This is a genomic window from Aliikangiella aequoris (genome assembly GCF_053709105.1).
The window spans coordinates 3,127,583-3,146,531 of the sequence record NZ_CM132298.1 but is presented as its reverse complement, the minus strand read 5'-3'; the positions used below and the strand labels follow the sequence as shown (position 1 = coordinate 3,146,531).

The window sequence follows — 18,949 nt, the reverse complement described above, 5'->3', positions numbered from 1 at the left end:
GCCGACATTTTCACTTTGGACTAGTTTGATGCACGCAAAAAATAAAAGACGATTCATGCGCTTTTTCGGCAGCGCTTTTAGCATATACGCGGGTAATTTATTTGTATAAAAGCGCATAAAAAAGGCGCTTTAAAAGCGCCTTCAGTCGAACTGTGTGCTTTAGTCGATTAACTGGTAATCTTGTTTTAATATTTGGATAATTTCGGCTTTTGGATTATCGGAAATAGTAATTGCCGAGCCAGTGATTTTTTCTGCAATATCAGTATAAGTCTTAGAAACCTCCATTAGCACCGACTCGGGTAATTCGTTGTCTTTTGCTAACGCAAGCCTTTCCTGCATACGATCTTTATTGAGTAAAATATCTGGATCAGGGAAGTGGTTTAACAACAATTGGCGAAAAGCTTCTTTTGATTTTTCAACAATTTTTCCTTCACGTTGCGAAGGGCCATCCCAAATTCTAGAAGAGTCAGGTGTGCCAACTTCGTCCATGTAGATTAGTTTTTCTTGACCACTTTTGTCGCGAACATAGCCAAACTCAAACTTGGTATCAACAAAAATCTGGTCAAGTTTGGCAAGCTCATCACTAATCATGTCGAAGCCTTCTTTTAAAAGCTTTTCATACAAGTCGATATCTTGTTTAGACTTAAAGTTAAACGCGGCATAGTTGTCTTCAATGTTTTGACGCGTAATATTGACATCGTCTTGCGCTGGAACGCCGGGAATATCGTGTAAAATGCCTTTGGTAGAAGGGGTAATTAATAGCTCTGGTAGTTTTTGGTCTTTAGTTAAGCCTTCGCTAATTTGAATACCGCAAAACTCTCGCTCGCCCTTGGCGTAAGCACGCCACATAGATCCAGTGATGTATTGACGCGCAATGGCTTCAATCATGACTGGCTTGGCTTTTTGAACTATCCAAACAAACGGATGAGGAATATCGAGTATATGGCTGTCTGCTAAACCATTTTCGCGGAATAATTTGAACCAATGGTTAGAAATTGCATTTAATGCCGCGCCTTTTCCTGGTACACCATTCATGCCACCTTCGCCACGCCAAATGCAGTCGAATGCAGAGATTCTGTCGCTTATAACCATTATTGCTAATGGTGCATCTGCGGCTACGTTATAGCCTTTTTCTTGGATTAAACGAGCGCTGTCTTCAGCAGTTAACCAGTAGACTGAACGAACTTTACCACTGTGGACTGGCTGGTCTGAACGAATTGGAAGATCGTTGTTTACCGCCAATACTTTGTTAGCAAGACTCATATCAAATTGTCCTCTTATATACTCAGAGTTAAGAATTAAAGGTTTATCTAAAAAATCAAGAATGTGAGTGAGAAGCCTGCAAACTTCGCAAATAAAGCTCACCTAAAGCGCTTTTTAACGTTATTTGTAAGGTTAATAGCGAGGGATTTTCTAGAAAAGGGATTATACCAGAACAAATTTTAGTCGCCACTTTTTTCATCTTTTGAGTAAAGTGGGGCTAAAGTGCCTAGTTAGCCTTACAAAATTTTCTGCCACAAAGTTGAATATGAGTGATTCGCATTTTTTTATGTTGAGTTTGTCGGTAGAATAAGTTGCAATGTCGCTATCAAGTCTATGGAATTGTTTTGCAATCTGCGTTTTACCTCTTAAATACCGTTTTATTTAGATTGGCCGGTAAAGCACTGCTAGTGGTTGTAACTTTATGCTGTAATCTGGCGCCAAGTCATGTTTTGGCGGAGGCTATGCAAAGCGCTGTGCCTAGCGTAGCAAGCTCATTAAGTGACAATGCTTTTGAGAGCAGCCAGGTAGTCACGGTGGTTGCCAACCGGCATCAAGAAAACAAACTATTAAATAGCCAACTAGTGTCAGACAGCGATACCATTGACACGATAACCTCAGTTACAGATTTATTACAAACACTGCCTGGGGTTACACTCAATGGTCAACCGGGTTTATTTCAAACCGTCAACATTCGAGGCATAGCGCGTCAACGGGTGCTGCTATTTGTTGATGGTGTTCGAATTACTTCTGAGCGCAGAGCTGGCGTAGCGGCATCGTTTATTGACCCTAATTTAATTCAGTTTGCAGAAGTAACCCAAGGGGCAGCGTCTACTTATTATGGTAGTGGTGCGATCGGCGGTAGCGTCCATTTAACCACTAAGTCAGAATATAACCATTGGGTTGATAGCAGTCTTAGTAGTGCGGGTGGTGAGTTTGCTTTGGCCGCAGGTAGTGGTTTTGGCGATACTAGTTTTGGCGTTGCTTATAGAAATAAAAATAAAGCTAAAACACCTCAAGAAGACATTAAAAACAATCAATTCACTCAGTTGAATGTGTTATTAAACAGCCAAATTAAATTACAAGATTATAATTTTAGCTGGCGTGCTTTGTATGCCAAAGCCGACGATATTGGTAAAGATAACTTACGCTATTCAGCACTAAGAGAGATTAAGTATCCAGACGAAGAGCATCTGATTGTTAAATTTGATTTAGACCAATCGACGGATTGGCGTGCACAAGGTTATCTGCATGATCAGTCGCTGATTACACAAGATACTCGAGTACAAGAGCGGATTAATACCAGTAAAAATCAGTCAACTGACTTGGGCTTTTCGCTGGATAACCGTTGGAGTTATTCTAGCTTTGAAGGCCAATATGGTGTGGATTTGTTTTCTCGCCAAAAGGTTGAGGCAACAGAAACTGAGCTTGACTTACCAAGTTTAACCGAGACATCGACTAACTCTCTTAGTGGCGCTAGTGATACAGAGTTGGCGACATTTATCACGTTAAATACTGAGCTTGCTTGGGTAAACTGGATGTCTGGGGTTAGAGCAAATTACCAAGTTCAAAAAAGTGATTTAAGCGACCGGTTAGCGGATAAATTTACGACCTATTTTATGGGAATCGAGAGAAACATAGCAAACTTTGGCTTTTCGTTGGGCTATTCAACGGGGTTTCGTTTTGCGAGTTTGTCAGAGCGTTTATATAGCGGAATTACTGCTAGAGGAAATGTGCTAGGTAACCCCAACTTAAAACCTGAGAAGTCGCGTTCTATTGATTTTGGGGTGCAATACCAAATTCAGCAAGTTGATATTGAGCTAACTGCTTTTCAAACTAAGGTGGACAATCTTATTGAAAGGGTCAGTGTAAATTCAGACACGAAAACCTATGTAAATAGCGCGGTTGGCAAAATAAATGGTTGGCAATACCAAGCGAAACTCTGGTTGAGTGAGCAGTTTAAATTACAGCTGAGCGGCCAGAAAATATGGGGTAAAAATCAAGCAGAGCAACGATTAACCGATATACCAGCTCAGCAGCATAGTTTGAAGCTTAATTTTTCTAGCGGTGCGGTTGATATTAAAACGAGCTTTACTCGACGATTAGCAACTAACGGTTTCGGTGACGGAGAGCTAGCGCGCGAGAGCGCTAATATTCTTTCGACTAGTTTAACTTACTATGTTAATCCGCAATGGCAATGGCGTGTTTCAATTAACAACCTGTTAAATGAGCGCTACTTTGCCAGTTTAGATGATTTATCAACTATGGCCGAGCAGCGTAGCATTGGGTTAAAAATAAAATACCGTCAATGATGCTCTGGGCTATTTTACCTCGACTATTTGTTCTGGCGGGGTATTTTTATAGCGATTGAACAACTCAGTTATAGGTTCTAGCTCTTGCGAAATGTTTTTTTGTGCAAGAAATTCTGCATTGTACAGTTTAGAAGATGAACGTTCGCCAGCATCACATGCAAAGGTGACAATATTTTTACTTTCTCCTTGTGCCGCTACAAAGAGCGCGGCGGCAACGTTAAGCGCAGAACTGCTGCCTAGCAAAATTCCGTCTTTATCTCTAACGTGACGAGAAATAGTCACTAAATCTTGATCCGGTAAATTGATTGCTTTATCGATTTTTGCTTGTCTAAAATTTGCAACAGAGCGCATGATACCAATACCTTCGGTGAATGAACTACCGCTTGCGCGATATTCACCAGACTTTAAATAGGCATAAATGCCAGAGCCGTCAGGATCGACGAGCCAAGATTGAATGGCCGAACTCTTTTCTTTTAAGTATTGGGTGACGCCTGCAATTGTTCCGCCTGTTCCACAAACAGAAACAACCGCGTCAACTTGTTGTTGTGTTTGCTGCCAAATTTCGGGACCTGTATGTAAATAGTGGGCGCGCATATTACTTAAATTCTCAAATTGATTTGCCCACCAATAGTTTTCGTTTTCTTGGGCAATGCGTTTAGCCGTGTGGTAGAAGTGCGCCGGGTTTGCAAATGGGCAGGGATCAACAAGCTTTAATTGAGATCCATAAAGGCTAACTAATCGTTCTTTTTCTTGTGCTTGCCCTTTGGGCATTACGGTTAGCATATTAAAGCCAAGTGCTTTGGCTACAATAGCCAGTCCTATACCTGTATTGCCAGCAGTTCCTTCTACTATAGTCATTCCCGGCTTAAGGTCACCTTTGTCTATGGCATCTAAAACCATTTGTAACGCGGCTCTATCTTTTATCGAGCCGCCAGGGTTTTGAAACTCGCACTTAAGCATTATTGAAGTTTTGCTAAGCGCTGACAATGAGGGAATTTTTAACAGCGGAGTGTTGCCTATAAGCTTGGTTAAGTCAGAGCAAACAGTCATAAATAATGATTCAGGTTAGTTAGTCAGAGTTTAGCCAAGTAGTATAGCGCGACTTACATTAGGGTTTAAGTAAAATTGCCAGCCTGACTTACCTTTCAATGACCAGACCACGATCAAGATAAGCTTTTAAATTAACGCCAAAGGTGCCGTTTGGGTGCTCACATAATATTTTGTAGGGTGTCTCATCATCGTCACAAGGGCTATCGCGTAAATCAATGACCTTTTCGCGTCGTTTGGTTTTGTCGGCATTGAGAACTAAAATCATTCTGGGTTTTAATTTACTGTCTTTATTAGACGCAATAATAATACCTACTTCTCCATTAGTCATTTCAACGATACAGCCAGGCGGGTAAATACCAATACATTTAATAAACTCAATGGCGAGATTTTCGTCAAACTGAGTACCTTTGTTCTTATAAATTATATCTAAGGCGACCATTGAAGAGCGGCCTTTATCGTAACAGCGGCTGCTAGTAATAGCATCGTAGGTGTCGGTAATAGAGATTATTTTGGCAAATAATGGAATTTGTTGTTCGACTAACCCCCGAGGGTAGCCACTAGAGTCAATACGCTCGTGATGGCTTAGCGCCACATCTATGGCGGCATGTTCCACATCTTTGACTGACATCAGCAGCTCTTTTCCAAAAGTAGTATGTTGTCGCATTATGTCGAACTCTTCGTCGGTAAAGCGTCCGGGTTTGTTCAAAATTTCTAATGGAATTTTCGCTTTGCCTACATCGTGCAAAAGGCCGCAAAGGCCTACTTTTTCAATGTCGTGCTCAGATAAACCTAAATGCCGCGCAAAGGCGACGGATAAAATGCATACATTTAAAGAGTGCTCTGCGGTGTAGTCGTCTTTGTTTTTAATATGGCTTAACCACATAAGTGCATTACTATTACGCAAAATACTGCTGACAACACTGTTAACTGTTTCTCGGCACTCGTTCATATCGAGTGCTCTACCAATACGCAGCCCATCCATAATGTTTTTTGCAGATTGGCGCGCGCTCTTAAAGCTTTGTTTGGCGACGGTAAACTCTTTTTCTACAGGGATTTTATTAATGTAGTGAATTTTTTTATCTTCAGCGGGTAACTTATAGGCTTTTGATTTAGCATTCTCGGGCGACTTGGCACTGGCGCGGTGCTTAACTTTTCTGCCTGAAAGGCCTTGTTTCGTTTGGCGTCTTTCATGGGCGGGAATTCGGTTAAAGTGCAAACTTTGTTTAGTTTCAATAAACACGAATTCACACTGTTCTATAAGCGCTTCTAAGTCTTCTGGAGTTTGGATAAGAAAGCCTTGTAGCAAAAAACTGGTTTCTTCCCATGGGCGGTCAAGGCGCGAAACAAACATGCCTAATTCGAGTTCATCAACACTAATTTTTACTTCATCTAATTCAACTGACATTTAGTGTTTATCCGAAAGCTGCTATATATTTTAGTTGGGCAAGTAACAATTAGGCGACTCTGCAGCCGCCTAATTGAGCGAATAACTAAAGTATAGACAATATTTTCGTGTAAAGAGCAAATTATACGGCGACTATTACCCTTATTGAGTCAAGTTGAAGCTGAGACTCCGACAAGTATTTAGTCAAGAGCTTGGTTTGGTTTTCGATAAACTCGAATTCTGCTTGACGAATATTAGGGTTTTTCTTGCTGAGTGAATGTAGCCGGTTGAGCTCCTGCTGCTGTTTATTTTGCATTTCGCTAACTACATTAGCTAACAGCTGCTCTGCTTGTTGCGCGGCTTTTTTATCCGCTGATTGGAGCATGTTGCGTAACGTTTTCTCTTCACTTTTAATGACTTCTCGCGAAGTGGTTTTGGGAATTTTATGACATTGTTTACTAAGATTTTTGTGACTTACTTTACTCGCTAAATCATTACCCTTGACATCGCTAAGCACTCGAATTGCAGTGAAAGGTAAAAATCTTTGCGCTTGTAAATAAGCTGGCGCAATACTTTCAACGTGATACAGCACTTCCATCAGTAATGTGCCTGCTTTAATGGCTTTGTTTTTCAAAATACAAACGCTAGCGTTACCTTTGTCTTCACCAAGCACTAAGTCAATGGCACCATTGACCATGGGATGTTCCCAAGATAGAAAGTGAATGTCGTCGCGAGCCAGGGCTGTTTGACGGTCGTATGTAATGGTCATGCCATCTTCTGGAAGGCTAGGGAATGCTGCTACGTACATATGATCACCGGGAGAAACGACATAGCTTTTAAGTGAATGATCTTCAAACTGCACTCCAAACCGGTCCCAACAGTTTTCCATAAATGTTCTTGGCGCTAACGCATCTCTTTGGGCAACCGCTTCGATTAATTGCTCAGCATTTGCTTGGTTAAAACTAGACAACTCAAGCAATTTGTCTCTACCTGACTCTAATAAGTGGTTAATTTGTGTGGCGGCAGCCTGAGTTTGATCAATTAATTGAGTTTGTAAGTTGGCATCATTTCCGGCTAGTAAAGTAGCAAACAATTTCGCTTTCGTTTGCTTGAATATAGCAGCACCAGCAGCATTGGTTTTTTCAAACGCATTCATACCTAAGTGGTACCATTTAAACATAATCTCTTGGGCGCTTTGTTGCATGTAAGGAACATGAATTTGAATATCGTGTTTTTGACCAATTCGGTCGAGTCTTCCAATACGCTGCTCTAATAAATCGGGGTTAATTGGTAAGTCCATTAAAATTAAATGATGACTAAACTGAAAGTTTCTGCCTTCGCTGCCAATTTCTGAACAAAACATTGCTTGAGCGCCGTCTTCCATATCAGCAAAGTGCGCAGCTGCGCGGTCACGACTAATTATGTCCATGTCTTCGTGGAAGGTGCAACAGCTTAAGCCGAGTTTAAAACGGCAGTGGATATCCAGTGCGATGGCCGTTTCTTTATGTGCGCAAATAATCAGAATTTTTTTTCCATGATGCGCCTTAAAGAATTCTTTTAACCAACTCACTCTAGGGTCAAATTGAGTCCAAGAGTCGTCAGTGTATTGCGTTTCAGGGTGTAATAAAAATTCTACCGTTTCTTGTTCGCTTTCACCTATATCACTAAAATACTGATCGCAGTTGTTAAGTGGATGGGCGGTAACTATGCGCTTTGGGAAGCCTTTAATGTTTTTACGTGTGTTGCGATAAAGCACTCTGCCAGTACCGTTTCGATCAAGTAGCTCTTTGAGAATAGCTTGTTGATTCGACTCGACAATTTCAATATCGTCAATATAGGTGGCGGCTTGGGCTTTTAACTCAGCACTCCAAACCGGCTCATCTATCAAAGCCGTTACCAAATTGGCTATGGGAAGAAAGTCTGCTTGCTCTTGCTTAAACGCTTCTAAACTATGAAAGCGATCAGGATCGAGTAGTCTTAAACGAGCAAAGTGACTTTCTTGGCCGAGCTGTTCTGGGGTTGCAGAAAGCAATAATAACCCTGCCGTATTTTGGGCAATTTGTTCAACTCGTTGGTATAAATTACTCGGTTTTTCTGGCTGCCATTCTAGGTGATGAGCTTCATCAACTACCATAAGGTCCCACTCGCCGTTAACTAATGGCTCAATCGGCGTTTGTGCTAAAAACTCTGTACTACACAAAATAAGTTGTTCAGAAAGAAATGGGTTTTCCATTTCTATTTGGCTTAAATCAATGGCTTCATCAATTGCTAGGTCGTCAACGCTGGTTAAAGAGTCAACGCGCTCTTGATCGAAAATACTAAAGTGTAAATTAAAGCGTCTTACCATCTCTATAAACCATTGATTAACTAATGGTTGAGGCACAACAATTAATACTCGATTAGCGCGGTGATTAAACAGCTGTTGGTGAATGATCATACCAGCTTCAATAGTCTTCCCTAATCCAACCTCGTCGGCTAATAATACGCGTGGTGCGTGGCGATTACCTACTTGTGAAGCGATATGTAGTTGGTGTCCGATTAAATCCACTCTAGGACCTTGTAGGCCATTGACTTGGCAGCGCTGCTGCTCTGCTTTGGCTTGCATTGCGGCATGGCGCAGTTCAAACCATCGTAATGAGTCAATTTGGCCAGAAAACAAACGATCGGAAGCCTTATTAAGTTGTAAGTGATGGCTTATTTGAGTTTCTGGCAATGGTGTTAACTGTTGGTCTTGCGCGGAAGTCTTTACCATATAGACAAGAATATCGTTTAAGGGTTCTATCTTTTCAACCAGCAAAATATCACCGTTAACGGTTTCTATTGGTTCGCCAGGTTGAAATGTCATACGCGTTAATGGCGCGTTGTTTTTAGCGTAAGTTCTTACTTCTTCGGTCGCCGGAAAATACACGCTAACGAGCCGGTAATCGACTTCTTGGATTATGCCTAAGCCTAGTTCAGTTTCGTTCTCGCTAAGCCAGCGCTGGCCAATTGCAAATTCTGTGGTCATAAATTTGGTAGATATTCTGAGTTGGTATACTTTATATTTATTGGCAAACCCGTATTAATTAACTTGCTTTTAGCTAAACTGAAGCCTTGCTAATCTTTGATATTTGCAGACAAATAATAAAGTAGTGGTGAATTTTGAAAGGCGCGGATTATAGCACCTCGTTTGGTGTTAAATAAGTCTAAACTCACCCAAAAAGCATAAAACTAGCGAAAATATTGAGCCAGGTTAATATGCCTAGCAAACGAGCAAGGTAATTTTTGTAGCGATTAATCAATTTATGGATTATTTATGATGCAACATGAAAAGGTTGCCTGTTCAAAGCGACTAAAAATTAGCAAGTTAAACCTTGCCTATGCTCAGTTTATTTATACCTTGGTTAATCAGCCAGAATGGCTTCAATATATTGGCGATAAAGGCGTCTTAAGCATTCAGGATGCTCACAACTATCTGCAAAACGGTCCTATTCAAAGTTACTATGAGCATGGCTTTGGACTATATAAAGTGACAGCGGTTGGTTCTGATTTGCCAGTTGGTGTTTGCGGACTTATTAAGCGTAACGGTCTAGCCTACCCTGATCTTGGATTTGCATTAATAACGCAATACACTGGTCAAGGCATTACCACAGAAGCTGCTCAATTAGTGATAACCCATGTGCGAGAAAATCTGCATTTAACAAAACTAATGGCAATCACGAGTCTTGATAATTTAGCGTCGCAGCGAGTTTTAGCTAAATTAAAATTTAATTACCTTGAACAGCGGGTATTGCCTGGAGTCGATGATTTGGTAAAACTGTATGTGCGTAAACTTTAATTGGTTAGCGTCAAGCAAAAGCAGGGTAACAAATGGTTAGTTGATTTAAAATGATTCGTTGGTATTGCTGGCTAGGCCTTGTGGTTTAGTTGTTAGCGGTAGTAGTAAGCCAGGCAAGTGATTACCACTAGGATTAAGCTAATAGTCAGCCACACTAAAAAGCGGCTTTTTCTTGGTGCTGGTTGCTGGTTGGGATCGTCTTCGCTCAATTGGGCTCCGCAGCCGCCGCAAAATTGAGTTTGCCGGCTAATAAACTGGCATTCGGGGCACTCGATTAGCTCGCCGCTGGCAAATTTTTGTTGCAGTTCTGCATAAGAGGTTTTTTCTTCACCTTCGGGAACCAGTTGGAAGTTTTTCTCGGGCTCAACTTGCTTTATTCGCTCGATACTCGCTTCTATTCCAATATTTAGAAGCTTTTCTTGGTATGCATAAGCTTTGGCGTGCGGAATGTCGCGTTTTAAGTATTGCTTGTGCCCGTTTAGCATGGCATCTATATTGGCTTCGCCACTACCAAATAGCGCTTGAGCTGCTTGTTTTACCTGGGTTAGCTCAAACCCGCGGACTATATTGCCGCTAATAATAAGGTTGTAATGATCAAACTCAGAAGAATTCATTGCTTTGCCTAAATCTACTTGCCTACCTATGTTCAATAACTTAGAGTAGAGATAAAGTTTTGTTTATAGACGAATTTACACTAATGCTTCAATTTTATCCCTTAATCAAGCCTTTTCAACTCACTAGTGTTGATTTATAACAGTCTACAACTAAACTTAAAGATAGCAAATGAGTTTATAGGAGAGTTTGATGAGAGCTTTATTAGTGCTTAAAAGTTGTTTAGCTGGATTAAGCATAGCTGTGCTATTTTCTTGTAGCAGTACTCCTAAAGTCAGCACCCCTTTGACCCAGGAAAAAACGGCGCCAATCGTTTTTTTAACGGAATTTGGTGAGCGCCAAGTTGAATTGACGGCAGATGACATCTTCCAATTATCTGAACCGCAAATTACCGCATTTTATAAATACCTAAAGAGCCCTCAAAATAAGAATGTTCCTCGTAACAAATTAGTTTCTAATTACCTACAACAACGTATTAAAGGATTTAATTACTATAGCGAGACTTATACCGCTAAGTTAGCCGCACAAAATAACGCTGGAAACTGCATGTCATTAGCGGTACTCACCACGGCTTATGCTAAGTTGGCTGGCGTTCCTGTTGGTTATCAATTAATGCGTACCCCACCGGTTTTCCAAAAGAAAGGGAGCATCATTTTTAACTCCCAGCATGTGAGAAGCCTGTTATTTGAAGATAAAACCAGTAATCAAGACGGTGTTATGTCGTTTTTTAGGGCGGTAATTAAAATTGACTATTTTCCAACTGATGGCGCGACCGTAAAAAAGACAGTTTCAGAAAGCGAATTTATTTCGATGTTTTATCGTAATTTGGCAGCTGAAGCAATGGTGACTGAAAACTACACCAAGGCATTTTGGTTATTAAATGAGTCGTTAATCTATGCCAAAAACCACTCTCATGCTATTAATATGTTGGCATTGATTTATGAAAACCTCGGCTATTCTAATATTGCAGATAATCTATATCAGTTTGGTACTGAGCAAAATAGCAAAGATGCGGAGCTACTAAGCAATTACTTAGTGTTTTTAAAAAAGCAGGGCCGGATAGCGGAAGCTAATGATATTGAAAAGCGGCTTCTATCGCTAGACATTAAAAATCCGTTTGAAAGGATTGATTTGGGTAATGAAGCTTTGGCGAAGCAAAACTTAAAACTTGCAGCAGTGCACTTTAAAAAAGCCATTGAAATTGCACCTTATTTAGACGAAGGCTATTTAGGCTTGGCGAAAGTTCATTTTCAGCTTGGCAATATGACCAAGGCTGAGCGCGCTTTTAAGCAGGCCAAAGAAAAGGCCTTAGGTAAAAAGCGTAAAGCTTTAGTTGAAGCTAAGTTATTTGCTTTGCAAAGCTATGATAATTAGCTTTGTTAGCTCTAGCTTGGTGAGCTGCCCACCTAAAGGTTTTTTATAAGGCGTTGTAGGGCAGCCTTTTATTCGTTTCCTCGCACATTTAAACCCTTGTAATTTCAAAGACTTAGTTTCGCCACATGAGCCCGTTGCCTGGTGATTGAAATTTAATCAGTATTAAAGTTGTAATCTAAGACGCTTTTCTTTATAATCGCGCTCCCAATTTGGATAAGACCAAACGGGTACTTGTTATTAGGTAATTAATTACTCGGTAGCATATATCAATAGTTTCTATTTTATTGATATGACAACCGGCCAGATTTTGGTCGAAAAGAATTTATACCGCACTCCAGCGAAATGGCAGGAGGGGCGGATTTTATATGTTTAATTTTTAACTTTGGAGATTCTTTGCATGGCTAAGCAGCGAATCCGAATACGCTTAAAGTCGTTTGATCACAAGTTGATAGATTTATCAACTGCTGAGATCGTAAATACTGCTAAGCGCACCGGTGCACAAGTTCGTGGTCCAATTCCATTACCGACACGCAAAGAGCGTTATACGGTTTTGGTCTCTCCGCATGTCAATAAAGATGCGCGAGATCAATATGAAATTAGAACTCACAAGCGAATGGTTGATATTGAAGAGCCGACAGAAAAGACAGTTGACGCATTAATGAAACTGGATTTGGCTGCAGGTGTAGACGTTCAAATTAGCCTTTCTTAAGGTTTTTTGAAGTTCAATTTTAGGTTAGTTTTTGAGGTTAACTCGAAAGCAACAAAGGTTTGTTACATAACTTTGTTAAGTAACGTATTTAGAGGGTTTTAATAATGGCAATCGGAATCGTTGGTCGCAAATGCGGCATGACCCGAGTGTTCGACGAAAACGGTGTTTCTACACCTGTTACCGTGATTGAAGTGTCACCGAATCGGATCACTCAGGTTAAAACTCAAGAAAACGATGGATACCAAGCTGTTCAGGTTACTGCTGGTGAGCGTAAAGCAAATCGAGTTAACGCACCTGCAGCTGGTCATTTCAAAAAAGCCGCTGTTGAAGCTGGTCGAGGACTCTGGGAGTTTACGACAGATTCATTAGAAGGTTTTGAAGCTGGTGGTGAAATCAAGGTTGATATCTTCGAAGAAGGTCAAATCGTTGATGTCACTGGTACATCTAAAGGTAAAGGTTTTGCTGGCGCAATTAAGCGTTGGAATTTCCATATGCAAGATGCTACCCACGGTAACTCTGTATCTCACAGAGCGCCGGGTTCGATTGGTCAAAACCAATCGCCAGGTAAAGTTTTCAAAGGCAAAAAAATGTCTGGTCACATGGGTGCTGAGCGCGTTACTACACAGAACTTATCAGTCGTTCGTGTAGACGCTGAGCGCAATATTCTTCTAATTAAAGGCGCCGTACCTGGGGCTACTGGTGGCGACGTAATCGTCCGTCCAGCAGTTAAGGTTTAGGGGAGATTAGAGAATGGAAATTAATTTAGCAGTAACTGGCGACGCAAAAGCGTCAGCTTTGCAAGTTTCTGAAGTGACCTTTGGTCGTGAATTTAACGAAGCATTAGTACACCAGGTAGTTGTTGCATATATGGCTGGCTCTAGAGCTGGTACACGTTCACAAAAAACTCGCAGTGATGTGAGTGGTGGCGGTGCAAAACCTTGGCGTCAAAAAGGAACTGGCCGTGCACGTGCTGGTACTATTAGAAGCCCAATCTGGCGTACTGGTGGGGTAACATTTGCGGCGCGTCCTCAAGACCACTCGCAAAAAGTTAACCGCAAAATGTACCGTGGTGCTATGCAGTGCATTTTATCAGAGCTTATTCGTCAAGAGCGTTTAATCGTTGTTGAGTCTTTCTCTGTTGAAACGCCTAAAACTAAAGGTTTGTTGGCTAAACTTGCAGAGTTTGGTACATCAGAAGCTTTGATTGTTTCAAACAACATTGATGAAAACCTTTACTTAGCAGCTCGCAACTTACATAAAGTTGATGTCCGCGACGTTCACGCGAGTGACCCAGTTAGCTTAATAGCTTTTGACAAAGTCATTATGACTGTTGACGCGGTTAAGAAATTTGAGGAGATGTGGGGATGAACCAAGAAAGAATCATGAGCATCTTGTTGGCTCCACATGTATCTGAAAAAGCAAGTGTTGCTGCAGAGCGCGGTGAGTTTGTTTTTAAAGTGGCGATCAACGCAACTAAGTTAGAAATCAAAAAAGCAGTAGAGCTTTTATTTGAAGTAAAAGTTGAAAATGTAAGAACTACTGTAATGAAGGGTAAGACGAAACGTACTGGTGCTGTATCAGGTCGTCGTTCTAATTGGAAAAAAGCCTACGTGTCTCTACAAGAAGGTCAGGACATCGACTTTGTAGGCGCCGAGTAAGCGAAGGGGTAATAAGATGGCTCTAATGAAAGCTAAACCAACATCGCCAGGTCGTCGCTTTGTAGTCAAAGTGGTAAATCCAGACCTGCATAAAGGTGCTCCACATGCGCCTTTGTTGGATAAAAAATCGAAAAGCGGTGGTCGTAACAACAATGGTCGAATTACAGTTCGTCACATTGGTGGTGGTCACAAGCAGCATTATCGTATAGTCGACTTTAAACGTAACAAAGATAGCATTCCTGCTACCGTTGAGCGTTTAGAATACGATCCAAATCGAAGTGCAAACATTGCCTTAGTCTTGTACGCAGACGGCGAGCGCCGATATATCATCGCGCCTAAGTCTTTACAAGCTGGCGATCAAATTCAATCTGGTGAAGATGCAGCTATTAAAGTTGGAAACACTTTACCAATGAGAAATATTCCAGTAGGTACAACGGTACACTGTGTTGAATTGAAGCCTGGTAAAGGCGCTCAAATCGCACGTAGTGCTGGTGCTTACGTCCAATTAGTTGCACGTGATGGTGCTTACGTTACGCTACGTTTACGTAGTGGTGAAATGCGTAAAGTATTGTCTGAATGTCGCGCAACTATTGGGGAAGTTGGTAACGCTGAACATATGCTACGTTCACTCGGTAAAGCGGGTGCAACAAGATGGCGTGGTGTACGACCTACTGTTCGAGGCGTTGCTATGAACCCAGTCGACCATCCACATGGTGGTGGTGAGGGACGTACCTCAGGTGGTAGACACCCAGTAACTCCATGGGGTGTACCAACTAAGGGCAAGAAGACTCGTAGTAACAAGCGCACTGACAAACTAATTGTCCGTCGCCGTAATCGTAAATAGAGGAATCAATCGTGCCACGTTCACTTAAAAAAGGCCCATTTATTGACCTTCATTTATTGAAGAAGGTTGAAGATGCTGTAGCCTCAAACAACAGAAAGCCGATTAAAACCTGGTCGCGTCGTTCAACTGTCTATCCTGAGATGGTCGGTTTAACGATTGCTGTTCATAATGGTCGTCAACATGTACCTGTCCTCGTAAACGAAGACATGGTAGGTCACAAGTTAGGAGAATTTGCTCCAACTCGTACTTACAAAGGTCATGTTGCTGACAAGAAAGCTAAACGATAGGAGATAATGATGGAAACTCAAGCTGTTTTACGTCACGCCCGTATCTCTCCGCAAAAAGCGCGTTTAGTTGCAGATCAGGTTCGCGGTATGCCGGTAGAGAAAGCTTTAAATGTGCTGAAATTTAGCAATAAAAAAGCTGCCGACATGATTAAAAAAGTTCTAGATTCTGCAATCGCTAATGCTGAGCATAACGATGGCGCAGATATCGACGAATTAAAAGTATCTACAATTTTTGTAGATGAAGGCCCTACTTTAAAGCGTATTAAAACACGTGCAAAGGGTCGAGCGGATCGCATCTTTAAGCGTTCTTGTCATATCACCGTTAAAGTTTCGGATAACTAGGAGATAGATCCATGGGTCAAAAAGTACATCCAAATGGTATCCGTCTTGGCATCGTAAAAAAGCATAGCTCTATTTGGTATGCAGAGCGCGGTGATTATGCGGATTTCTTATCAAGCGACATTAAAATTCGTGAATGGTTAATGAAAGAACTATCTCGCGCATCTGTTTCTCGCATTGATATCGAGCGTCCGACTAAGGCGTTACGCGTTACTATTCACACTGCACGTCCAGGTATTGTGATTGGTAAAAAAGGCGAAGACATTGAGAAGTTACGTAAGAAAGTAACTCAAATGACAGGCGTACAAACTCAAATCAATATTGAGCAAGTTCGTAAGCCTGAATTAGATGCACAACTGGTTGCTGATGGAATTGCACAGCAATTAGAGCGTCGTGTTATGTTCCGTCGTGCAATGAAGCGCGCTGTTCAAAACACCATGCGAGTTGGTGCTGAAGGTATCAAGGTTCAAGTAGGTGGTCGTTTAGGCGGAGCGGATATCGCTCGTGCTGAATGGTATCGTGAAGGTCGTGTGCCTCTACATACTTTACGCGCGGATATCGATTACGCAACGGCAGAAGCTAGCACTACTTACGGAATTATTGGTGTTAAGGTCTGGATTTTTAAAGGTGAGGTATTTGGTGACCAGCCACAAGCTGTGGTTGAAGAAAAGCCAAAAAAGAAGCCTACCCGAGCTAAGAAAAAGTAGGGGAATAGACCATGTTACAACCAAAAAGAACGAAGTTTCGTAAACAACACACGGGTCGTAACCGTGGCGTTGTTCATCATAGCGTAAGCTTTGGTGAGTATGGTTTGAAAGCAGCGGCTCGTGGCCGATTAACTGCTCGTCAAATCGAAGCGGCTCGACGTGCAATGACTCGTCATATGCGTCGACAAGGTAAAGTCTATATAAGAGTATTTCCTGACAAGCCTATTACTAAAAAGCCTTTAGAAGTACGTATGGGTAAAGGTAAAGGTAGTGTGGAATACTGGGTGGCGCAAATTCAACCAGGACGTATGTTGTTCGAAGTTGAAGGTGTAGCTGAAGATTTAGCCCGTGCAGCATTTGCATTAGCTGCCGCTAAACTTCCTTTTAAAACAACTTTTGTTAAGCGGACGGTACTGTAATGAATGCTTCAGAGTTGAAAGACAAAAGTGTAGAAGAGCTACAGAGCGAGTTAATCGAGCTACGTAAAGAGCAATTTAATTTACGTATGCAAAGAGCAACTGGTCAGTCTGAGCAATCTCACACTCTCAAGAATGTACGCCGCAACATTGCACGCGTAAAAACTGTATTAAATCAGAAGGCGAGTTCTTCTACCGGAGAGCAAAACTAATGAGTGAGCAGAAAGAAACAAAGCGTACTCTGACAGGTAAAGTCATCAGCGACAAAATGGACAAGTCCATTACTGTCAAAGTTGAGCGTCAAGTTAAGCATCCTATCTACGGTAAGTTCATCAAACGTTCTACCAAGGTACATGCTCACGACGAAACTAATGAGTGCAAAATAGGCGATACTGTCACTGTTGTTGAGAGCCGACCGCTTTCAAAAACTAAGTCATGGCAGTTAGTTGAGGTAGTTGAAAAAGCTAAATAATAAACTTTTGTAGATTTACTTAAGTTTTAATTAGCTGAATCAATTGAATAATGGTATACTCCCGCTCCTTTTTCGCGGCACGTGTCTGTATGTGTCTTAAAAATAGAGCGGGAATGATTGGAGAAAACCAATGATCCAGATGCAAACTACGCTTGATGTTGCTGACAATAGCGGAGCACGTCGAGTTCAATGTATTAAGGTTCTTGGAGGCTCACACCGCCGCTACGCAAGGATCGGTGATGTGATAAAAGTCAGTGTTAAAGAAGCTATTCCTCGTGGTAAAGCGAAGAAAGGTGACGTACTTAACGCTGTCGTCGTAAGAACTAGAAAAGGCGTTCGTCGCCCAGATGGGTCTTTGATCCGTTTTGACGGTAACGCAGCGGTTCTTTTGAACACAAACTTACAGCCTATTGGTACACGTATTTTTGGACCTGTAACTCGCGAGCTTCGCGGTGACAAGTTTATGAAAATTGTATCTTTGGCCCCAGAAGTACTGTAGGAGAAGCTGACATGCAAAAGCTAAAAACTGGCGATGAAGTTATCGTTCTTACAGGTAAGAGCAATGGACAACGCGGTAAGATCAGTAAAATTATTACTGAAAAAAACCGAGTTGTAGTGGAAGGACTGAATATGATGAAAAAACATGTTCGCCCTAATCCACAAGCGGGTATTCAAGGTGGCATCGTAGAAAAAGAAGCGCCTATGGATATCTCCAATGTTGCTATTTTCAATTCTAAAACTGGAAAGGCCGACAAAGTTGGTGTTCGAGTTGAAGAAGACGGCAAACGTGTTCGATTTTATAAATCGAATAACGAATTGATCGATTAATTTTTTTTTAATTGGTGTTAAAAATGGCGAAACTGCAAGACCACTATAAAGAAAATGTAGTCAATGCTTTAACTGAGAAGTTTGGCTACAAGTCAGTCATGCAAGTCCCTAAACTTACCAAGATCACTCTTAATATGGGTCTGGGTGAAGCGGTTGGGGATAAAAAAGTTCTAGAGAACGCTTGTAATGACCTGGCAGCAATCTCGGGCCAAAAGCCTGTTATCACAAAAGCTCGCAAATCTATTGCTGGTTTTAAAATCCGTGATGACTACCCTATTGGCGCTAAAGTCACTTTACGCGGCGAGCGTATGTGGGAATTCCTTGAGCGTTTAGTCGCTATTGCAATTCCACGTATTCGTGATTTCCGTGGTTTAAACCCTAAGTCTTTTGACGGACGTGGTAATTATTCAATGGGTGTGAAAGAACAAATCATATTCCCAGAAATTGATTACGATAAAGTTGATAAGATCCGTGGTTTAGATATCACAATCACTACGACTGCGACAACCGATGAAGAAGGACGTGAATTATTAAATGCGTTCAACTTCCCGATTAAGAGCTAAGGGGTAAGTCATGGCTAAAGTATCTATGGTACAACGAGAAGCAAAACGTGCTCGTATGGTTGCCAAGTATGCTGCAAAGCGTGCTGAGCTAAAGGCAATTATTGCTGACCTCAACAAAAGCGACGAAGAACGTTGGGAAGCACAGGTGGCATTTCAAAAATTGCCGCGTGATGCAAGCCCTACTAGACAGCGTAACCGTTGTCGCGTCACTGGTCGTCCGCACGCTTATTTACGTAAATTCGGCCTTAGCCGTATTAAATTACGTGAGCAAGCGATGAAAGGTAATGTTCCTGGCCTAGTTAAAGCTAGCTGGTAAT

The 18,949-nt window shown here is 41.6% G+C and carries 23 protein-coding genes; 18 read left to right on the top strand and 5 right to left on the bottom strand.

All coding sequences use genetic code 11. The features are described 5' to 3' along the window. Positions 1–159: 159 nt before the first annotated feature. Complete coding sequence (locus ACUR5C_RS13680; RefSeq protein ID WP_454465733.1) at positions 160–1,263, bottom strand: phosphoribosylaminoimidazolesuccinocarboxamide synthase; 1,104 nt, start codon at positions 1,261–1,263, stop codon at positions 160–162. 461 nt (positions 1,264–1,724) lie between these two features. On the opposite strand from ACUR5C_RS13680, the gene ACUR5C_RS13675 reads away from it, so the two are divergent. Then, positions 1,725–3,572: a TonB-dependent receptor gene (locus ACUR5C_RS13675; RefSeq protein ID WP_454465732.1), complete on the top strand. Its 1,848-nt coding sequence runs from the start codon at positions 1,725–1,727 to the stop codon at positions 3,570–3,572. A gap of 9 nt (positions 3,573–3,581) precedes the next feature. Here the strand turns inward: ACUR5C_RS13675 and ACUR5C_RS13670 are convergent, their stop codons facing one another. The 3 genes from ACUR5C_RS13670 to rapA all read right to left on the bottom strand — a co-directional run bounded on the left by ACUR5C_RS13670 (position 3,582) and on the right by rapA (position 9,013). Next, entirely contained in the window at positions 3,582–4,622 is a 1,041-nt protein-coding gene (locus ACUR5C_RS13670) for a cysteine synthase A (RefSeq protein WP_454465731.1), read from the bottom strand. Positions 4,623–4,710: 88 nt separating this feature from the next. After that, the gene (locus ACUR5C_RS13665) at positions 4,711–6,027 is read right to left on the bottom strand and encodes a cyclic di-GMP phosphodiesterase (protein WP_454465730.1); all 1,317 of its coding nucleotides are present in this window, start codon (positions 6,025–6,027) and stop codon (positions 4,711–4,713) included. A 121-nt stretch (positions 6,028–6,148) separates the two neighbouring features. Beyond that, complete coding sequence (gene rapA / locus ACUR5C_RS13660; RefSeq protein ID WP_454465729.1) at positions 6,149–9,013, bottom strand: RNA polymerase-associated protein RapA; 2,865 nt, start codon at positions 9,011–9,013, stop codon at positions 6,149–6,151. Between the two features lie 288 nt (positions 9,014–9,301). Between rapA and ACUR5C_RS13655 the strand changes: the two genes are divergently transcribed. Further along, positions 9,302–9,823 (top strand): GNAT family N-acetyltransferase, encoded by a 522-nt coding sequence (locus ACUR5C_RS13655; RefSeq protein ID WP_454465728.1) that lies wholly within the window; start codon positions 9,302–9,304, stop codon positions 9,821–9,823. A gap of 92 nt (positions 9,824–9,915) precedes the next feature. Here the strand turns inward: ACUR5C_RS13655 and ACUR5C_RS13650 are convergent, their stop codons facing one another. Beyond that, on the bottom strand, positions 9,916–10,437 hold the full coding sequence (locus tag ACUR5C_RS13650) for a hypothetical protein (protein WP_454465727.1): 522 nt from the start codon (positions 10,435–10,437) through the stop codon (positions 9,916–9,918). Positions 10,438–10,627: 190 nt separating this feature from the next. On the opposite strand from ACUR5C_RS13650, the gene ACUR5C_RS13645 reads away from it, so the two are divergent. From ACUR5C_RS13645 to rpsN, 16 genes are all read left to right on the top strand, one after another. Further along, complete coding sequence (locus ACUR5C_RS13645) at positions 10,628–11,809, top strand: tetratricopeptide repeat protein (protein WP_454465726.1); 1,182 nt, start codon at positions 10,628–10,630, stop codon at positions 11,807–11,809. Positions 11,810–12,206: 397 nt separating this feature from the next. Next, positions 12,207–12,518, top strand: coding sequence for a 30S ribosomal protein S10 (rpsJ, locus tag ACUR5C_RS13640; protein ID WP_454465725.1), 312 nt, complete (start codon positions 12,207–12,209; stop codon positions 12,516–12,518). Between the two features lie 104 nt (positions 12,519–12,622). Beyond that, positions 12,623–13,255 carry a 50S ribosomal protein L3 gene (gene rplC, locus ACUR5C_RS13635; protein ID WP_454465724.1) on the top strand — a complete coding sequence of 211 codons (633 nt, stop codon included), beginning with the start codon at positions 12,623–12,625 and terminating at the stop codon, positions 13,253–13,255. Between the two features lie 13 nt (positions 13,256–13,268). Continuing rightward, entirely contained in the window at positions 13,269–13,886 is a 618-nt protein-coding gene (gene rplD, locus ACUR5C_RS13630; RefSeq protein ID WP_454465723.1) for a 50S ribosomal protein L4, read from the top strand. Next, positions 13,883–14,176: a 50S ribosomal protein L23 gene (gene rplW / locus ACUR5C_RS13625; protein ID WP_454465722.1), complete on the top strand. Its 294-nt coding sequence runs from the start codon at positions 13,883–13,885 to the stop codon at positions 14,174–14,176. The genes rplD and rplW overlap by 4 nt, the downstream gene beginning before the upstream one ends. Before the next feature lie 16 nt (positions 14,177–14,192). Next, entirely contained in the window at positions 14,193–15,020 is an 828-nt protein-coding gene (rplB, locus tag ACUR5C_RS13620; protein ID WP_454465721.1) for a 50S ribosomal protein L2, read from the top strand. Between the two features lie 11 nt (positions 15,021–15,031). Further along, a complete protein-coding gene (rpsS, locus tag ACUR5C_RS13615; protein ID WP_444997073.1) occupies positions 15,032–15,307 on the top strand; it encodes a 30S ribosomal protein S19 in 276 nt (91 codons plus the stop codon). A gap of 9 nt (positions 15,308–15,316) precedes the next feature. Next, complete coding sequence (gene rplV / locus ACUR5C_RS13610; protein WP_142942230.1) at positions 15,317–15,649, top strand: 50S ribosomal protein L22; 333 nt, start codon at positions 15,317–15,319, stop codon at positions 15,647–15,649. Between the two features lie 11 nt (positions 15,650–15,660). Further along, on the top strand, positions 15,661–16,353 hold the full coding sequence (rpsC, locus tag ACUR5C_RS13605) for a 30S ribosomal protein S3 (protein ID WP_454465720.1): 693 nt from the start codon (positions 15,661–15,663) through the stop codon (positions 16,351–16,353). An 11-nt stretch (positions 16,354–16,364) separates the two neighbouring features. Continuing rightward, a complete protein-coding gene (rplP, locus tag ACUR5C_RS13600; RefSeq protein WP_454465719.1) occupies positions 16,365–16,772 on the top strand; it encodes a 50S ribosomal protein L16 in 408 nt (135 codons plus the stop codon). Next, a complete protein-coding gene (gene rpmC, locus ACUR5C_RS13595) occupies positions 16,772–16,981 on the top strand; it encodes a 50S ribosomal protein L29 (RefSeq protein WP_454465718.1) in 210 nt (69 codons plus the stop codon). The genes rplP and rpmC overlap by 1 nt, the downstream gene beginning before the upstream one ends. Next, positions 16,981–17,241 (top strand): 30S ribosomal protein S17, encoded by a 261-nt coding sequence (gene rpsQ, locus ACUR5C_RS13590; protein WP_454465717.1) that lies wholly within the window; start codon positions 16,981–16,983, stop codon positions 17,239–17,241. The genes rpmC and rpsQ overlap by 1 nt, the downstream gene beginning before the upstream one ends. A gap of 130 nt (positions 17,242–17,371) precedes the next feature. Next, positions 17,372–17,740 carry a 50S ribosomal protein L14 gene (gene rplN, locus ACUR5C_RS13585; RefSeq protein ID WP_142893553.1) on the top strand — a complete coding sequence of 123 codons (369 nt, stop codon included), beginning with the start codon at positions 17,372–17,374 and terminating at the stop codon, positions 17,738–17,740. An 11-nt stretch (positions 17,741–17,751) separates the two neighbouring features. Beyond that, positions 17,752–18,069 carry a 50S ribosomal protein L24 gene (gene rplX, locus ACUR5C_RS13580; RefSeq protein WP_454465716.1) on the top strand — a complete coding sequence of 106 codons (318 nt, stop codon included), beginning with the start codon at positions 17,752–17,754 and terminating at the stop codon, positions 18,067–18,069. Positions 18,070–18,092: 23 nt separating this feature from the next. Further along, on the top strand, positions 18,093–18,632 hold the full coding sequence (gene rplE, locus ACUR5C_RS13575) for a 50S ribosomal protein L5 (RefSeq protein WP_454465715.1): 540 nt from the start codon (positions 18,093–18,095) through the stop codon (positions 18,630–18,632). 10 nt (positions 18,633–18,642) lie between these two features. Next, positions 18,643–18,948: a 30S ribosomal protein S14 gene (gene rpsN, locus ACUR5C_RS13570; protein ID WP_454465714.1), complete on the top strand. Its 306-nt coding sequence runs from the start codon at positions 18,643–18,645 to the stop codon at positions 18,946–18,948. The last annotated feature ends 1 nt before the right edge of the window (position 18,949 follow it).

Bases quoted from the DNA above. Each gene is read 5' to 3' on its own strand.
- ACUR5C_RS13680 (WP_454465733.1), bottom strand. From the start codon at position 1,263: ATGAGTCTTGCTAACAAAGTATTGGCGGTAAACAACGATCTTCCAATT.
- ACUR5C_RS13675 (WP_454465732.1), top strand. From the start codon at position 1,725: ATGCAAAGCGCTGTGCCTAGCGTAGCAAGCTCATTAAGTGACAATGCT.
- ACUR5C_RS13670 (WP_454465731.1), bottom strand. From the start codon at position 4,622: ATGACTGTTTGCTCTGACTTAACCAAGCTTATAGGCAACACTCCGCTG.
- ACUR5C_RS13665 (WP_454465730.1), bottom strand. From the start codon at position 6,027: ATGTCAGTTGAATTAGATGAAGTAAAAATTAGTGTTGATGAACTCGAA.
- rapA (WP_454465729.1), bottom strand. From the start codon at position 9,013: ATGACCACAGAATTTGCAATTGGCCAGCGCTGGCTTAGCGAGAACGAA.
- ACUR5C_RS13655 (WP_454465728.1), top strand. From the start codon at position 9,302: ATGATGCAACATGAAAAGGTTGCCTGTTCAAAGCGACTAAAAATTAGC.
- ACUR5C_RS13650 (WP_454465727.1), bottom strand. From the start codon at position 10,437: ATGAATTCTTCTGAGTTTGATCATTACAACCTTATTATTAGCGGCAAT.
- ACUR5C_RS13645 (WP_454465726.1), top strand. From the start codon at position 10,628: ATGAGAGCTTTATTAGTGCTTAAAAGTTGTTTAGCTGGATTAAGCATA.
- rpsJ (WP_454465725.1), top strand. From the start codon at position 12,207: ATGGCTAAGCAGCGAATCCGAATACGCTTAAAGTCGTTTGATCACAAG.
- rplC (WP_454465724.1), top strand. From the start codon at position 12,623: ATGGCAATCGGAATCGTTGGTCGCAAATGCGGCATGACCCGAGTGTTC.
- rplD (WP_454465723.1), top strand. From the start codon at position 13,269: ATGGAAATTAATTTAGCAGTAACTGGCGACGCAAAAGCGTCAGCTTTG.
- rplW (WP_454465722.1), top strand. From the start codon at position 13,883: ATGAACCAAGAAAGAATCATGAGCATCTTGTTGGCTCCACATGTATCT.
- rplB (WP_454465721.1), top strand. From the start codon at position 14,193: ATGGCTCTAATGAAAGCTAAACCAACATCGCCAGGTCGTCGCTTTGTA.
- rplV (WP_142942230.1), top strand. From the start codon at position 15,317: ATGGAAACTCAAGCTGTTTTACGTCACGCCCGTATCTCTCCGCAAAAA.
- rpsC (WP_454465720.1), top strand. From the start codon at position 15,661: ATGGGTCAAAAAGTACATCCAAATGGTATCCGTCTTGGCATCGTAAAA.
- rplP (WP_454465719.1), top strand. From the start codon at position 16,365: ATGTTACAACCAAAAAGAACGAAGTTTCGTAAACAACACACGGGTCGT.
- rpmC (WP_454465718.1), top strand. From the start codon at position 16,772: ATGAATGCTTCAGAGTTGAAAGACAAAAGTGTAGAAGAGCTACAGAGC.
- rpsQ (WP_454465717.1), top strand. From the start codon at position 16,981: ATGAGTGAGCAGAAAGAAACAAAGCGTACTCTGACAGGTAAAGTCATC.
- rplN (WP_142893553.1), top strand. From the start codon at position 17,372: ATGATCCAGATGCAAACTACGCTTGATGTTGCTGACAATAGCGGAGCA.
- rplX (WP_454465716.1), top strand. From the start codon at position 17,752: ATGCAAAAGCTAAAAACTGGCGATGAAGTTATCGTTCTTACAGGTAAG.
- rplE (WP_454465715.1), top strand. From the start codon at position 18,093: ATGGCGAAACTGCAAGACCACTATAAAGAAAATGTAGTCAATGCTTTA.
- rpsN (WP_454465714.1), top strand. From the start codon at position 18,643: ATGGCTAAAGTATCTATGGTACAACGAGAAGCAAAACGTGCTCGTATG.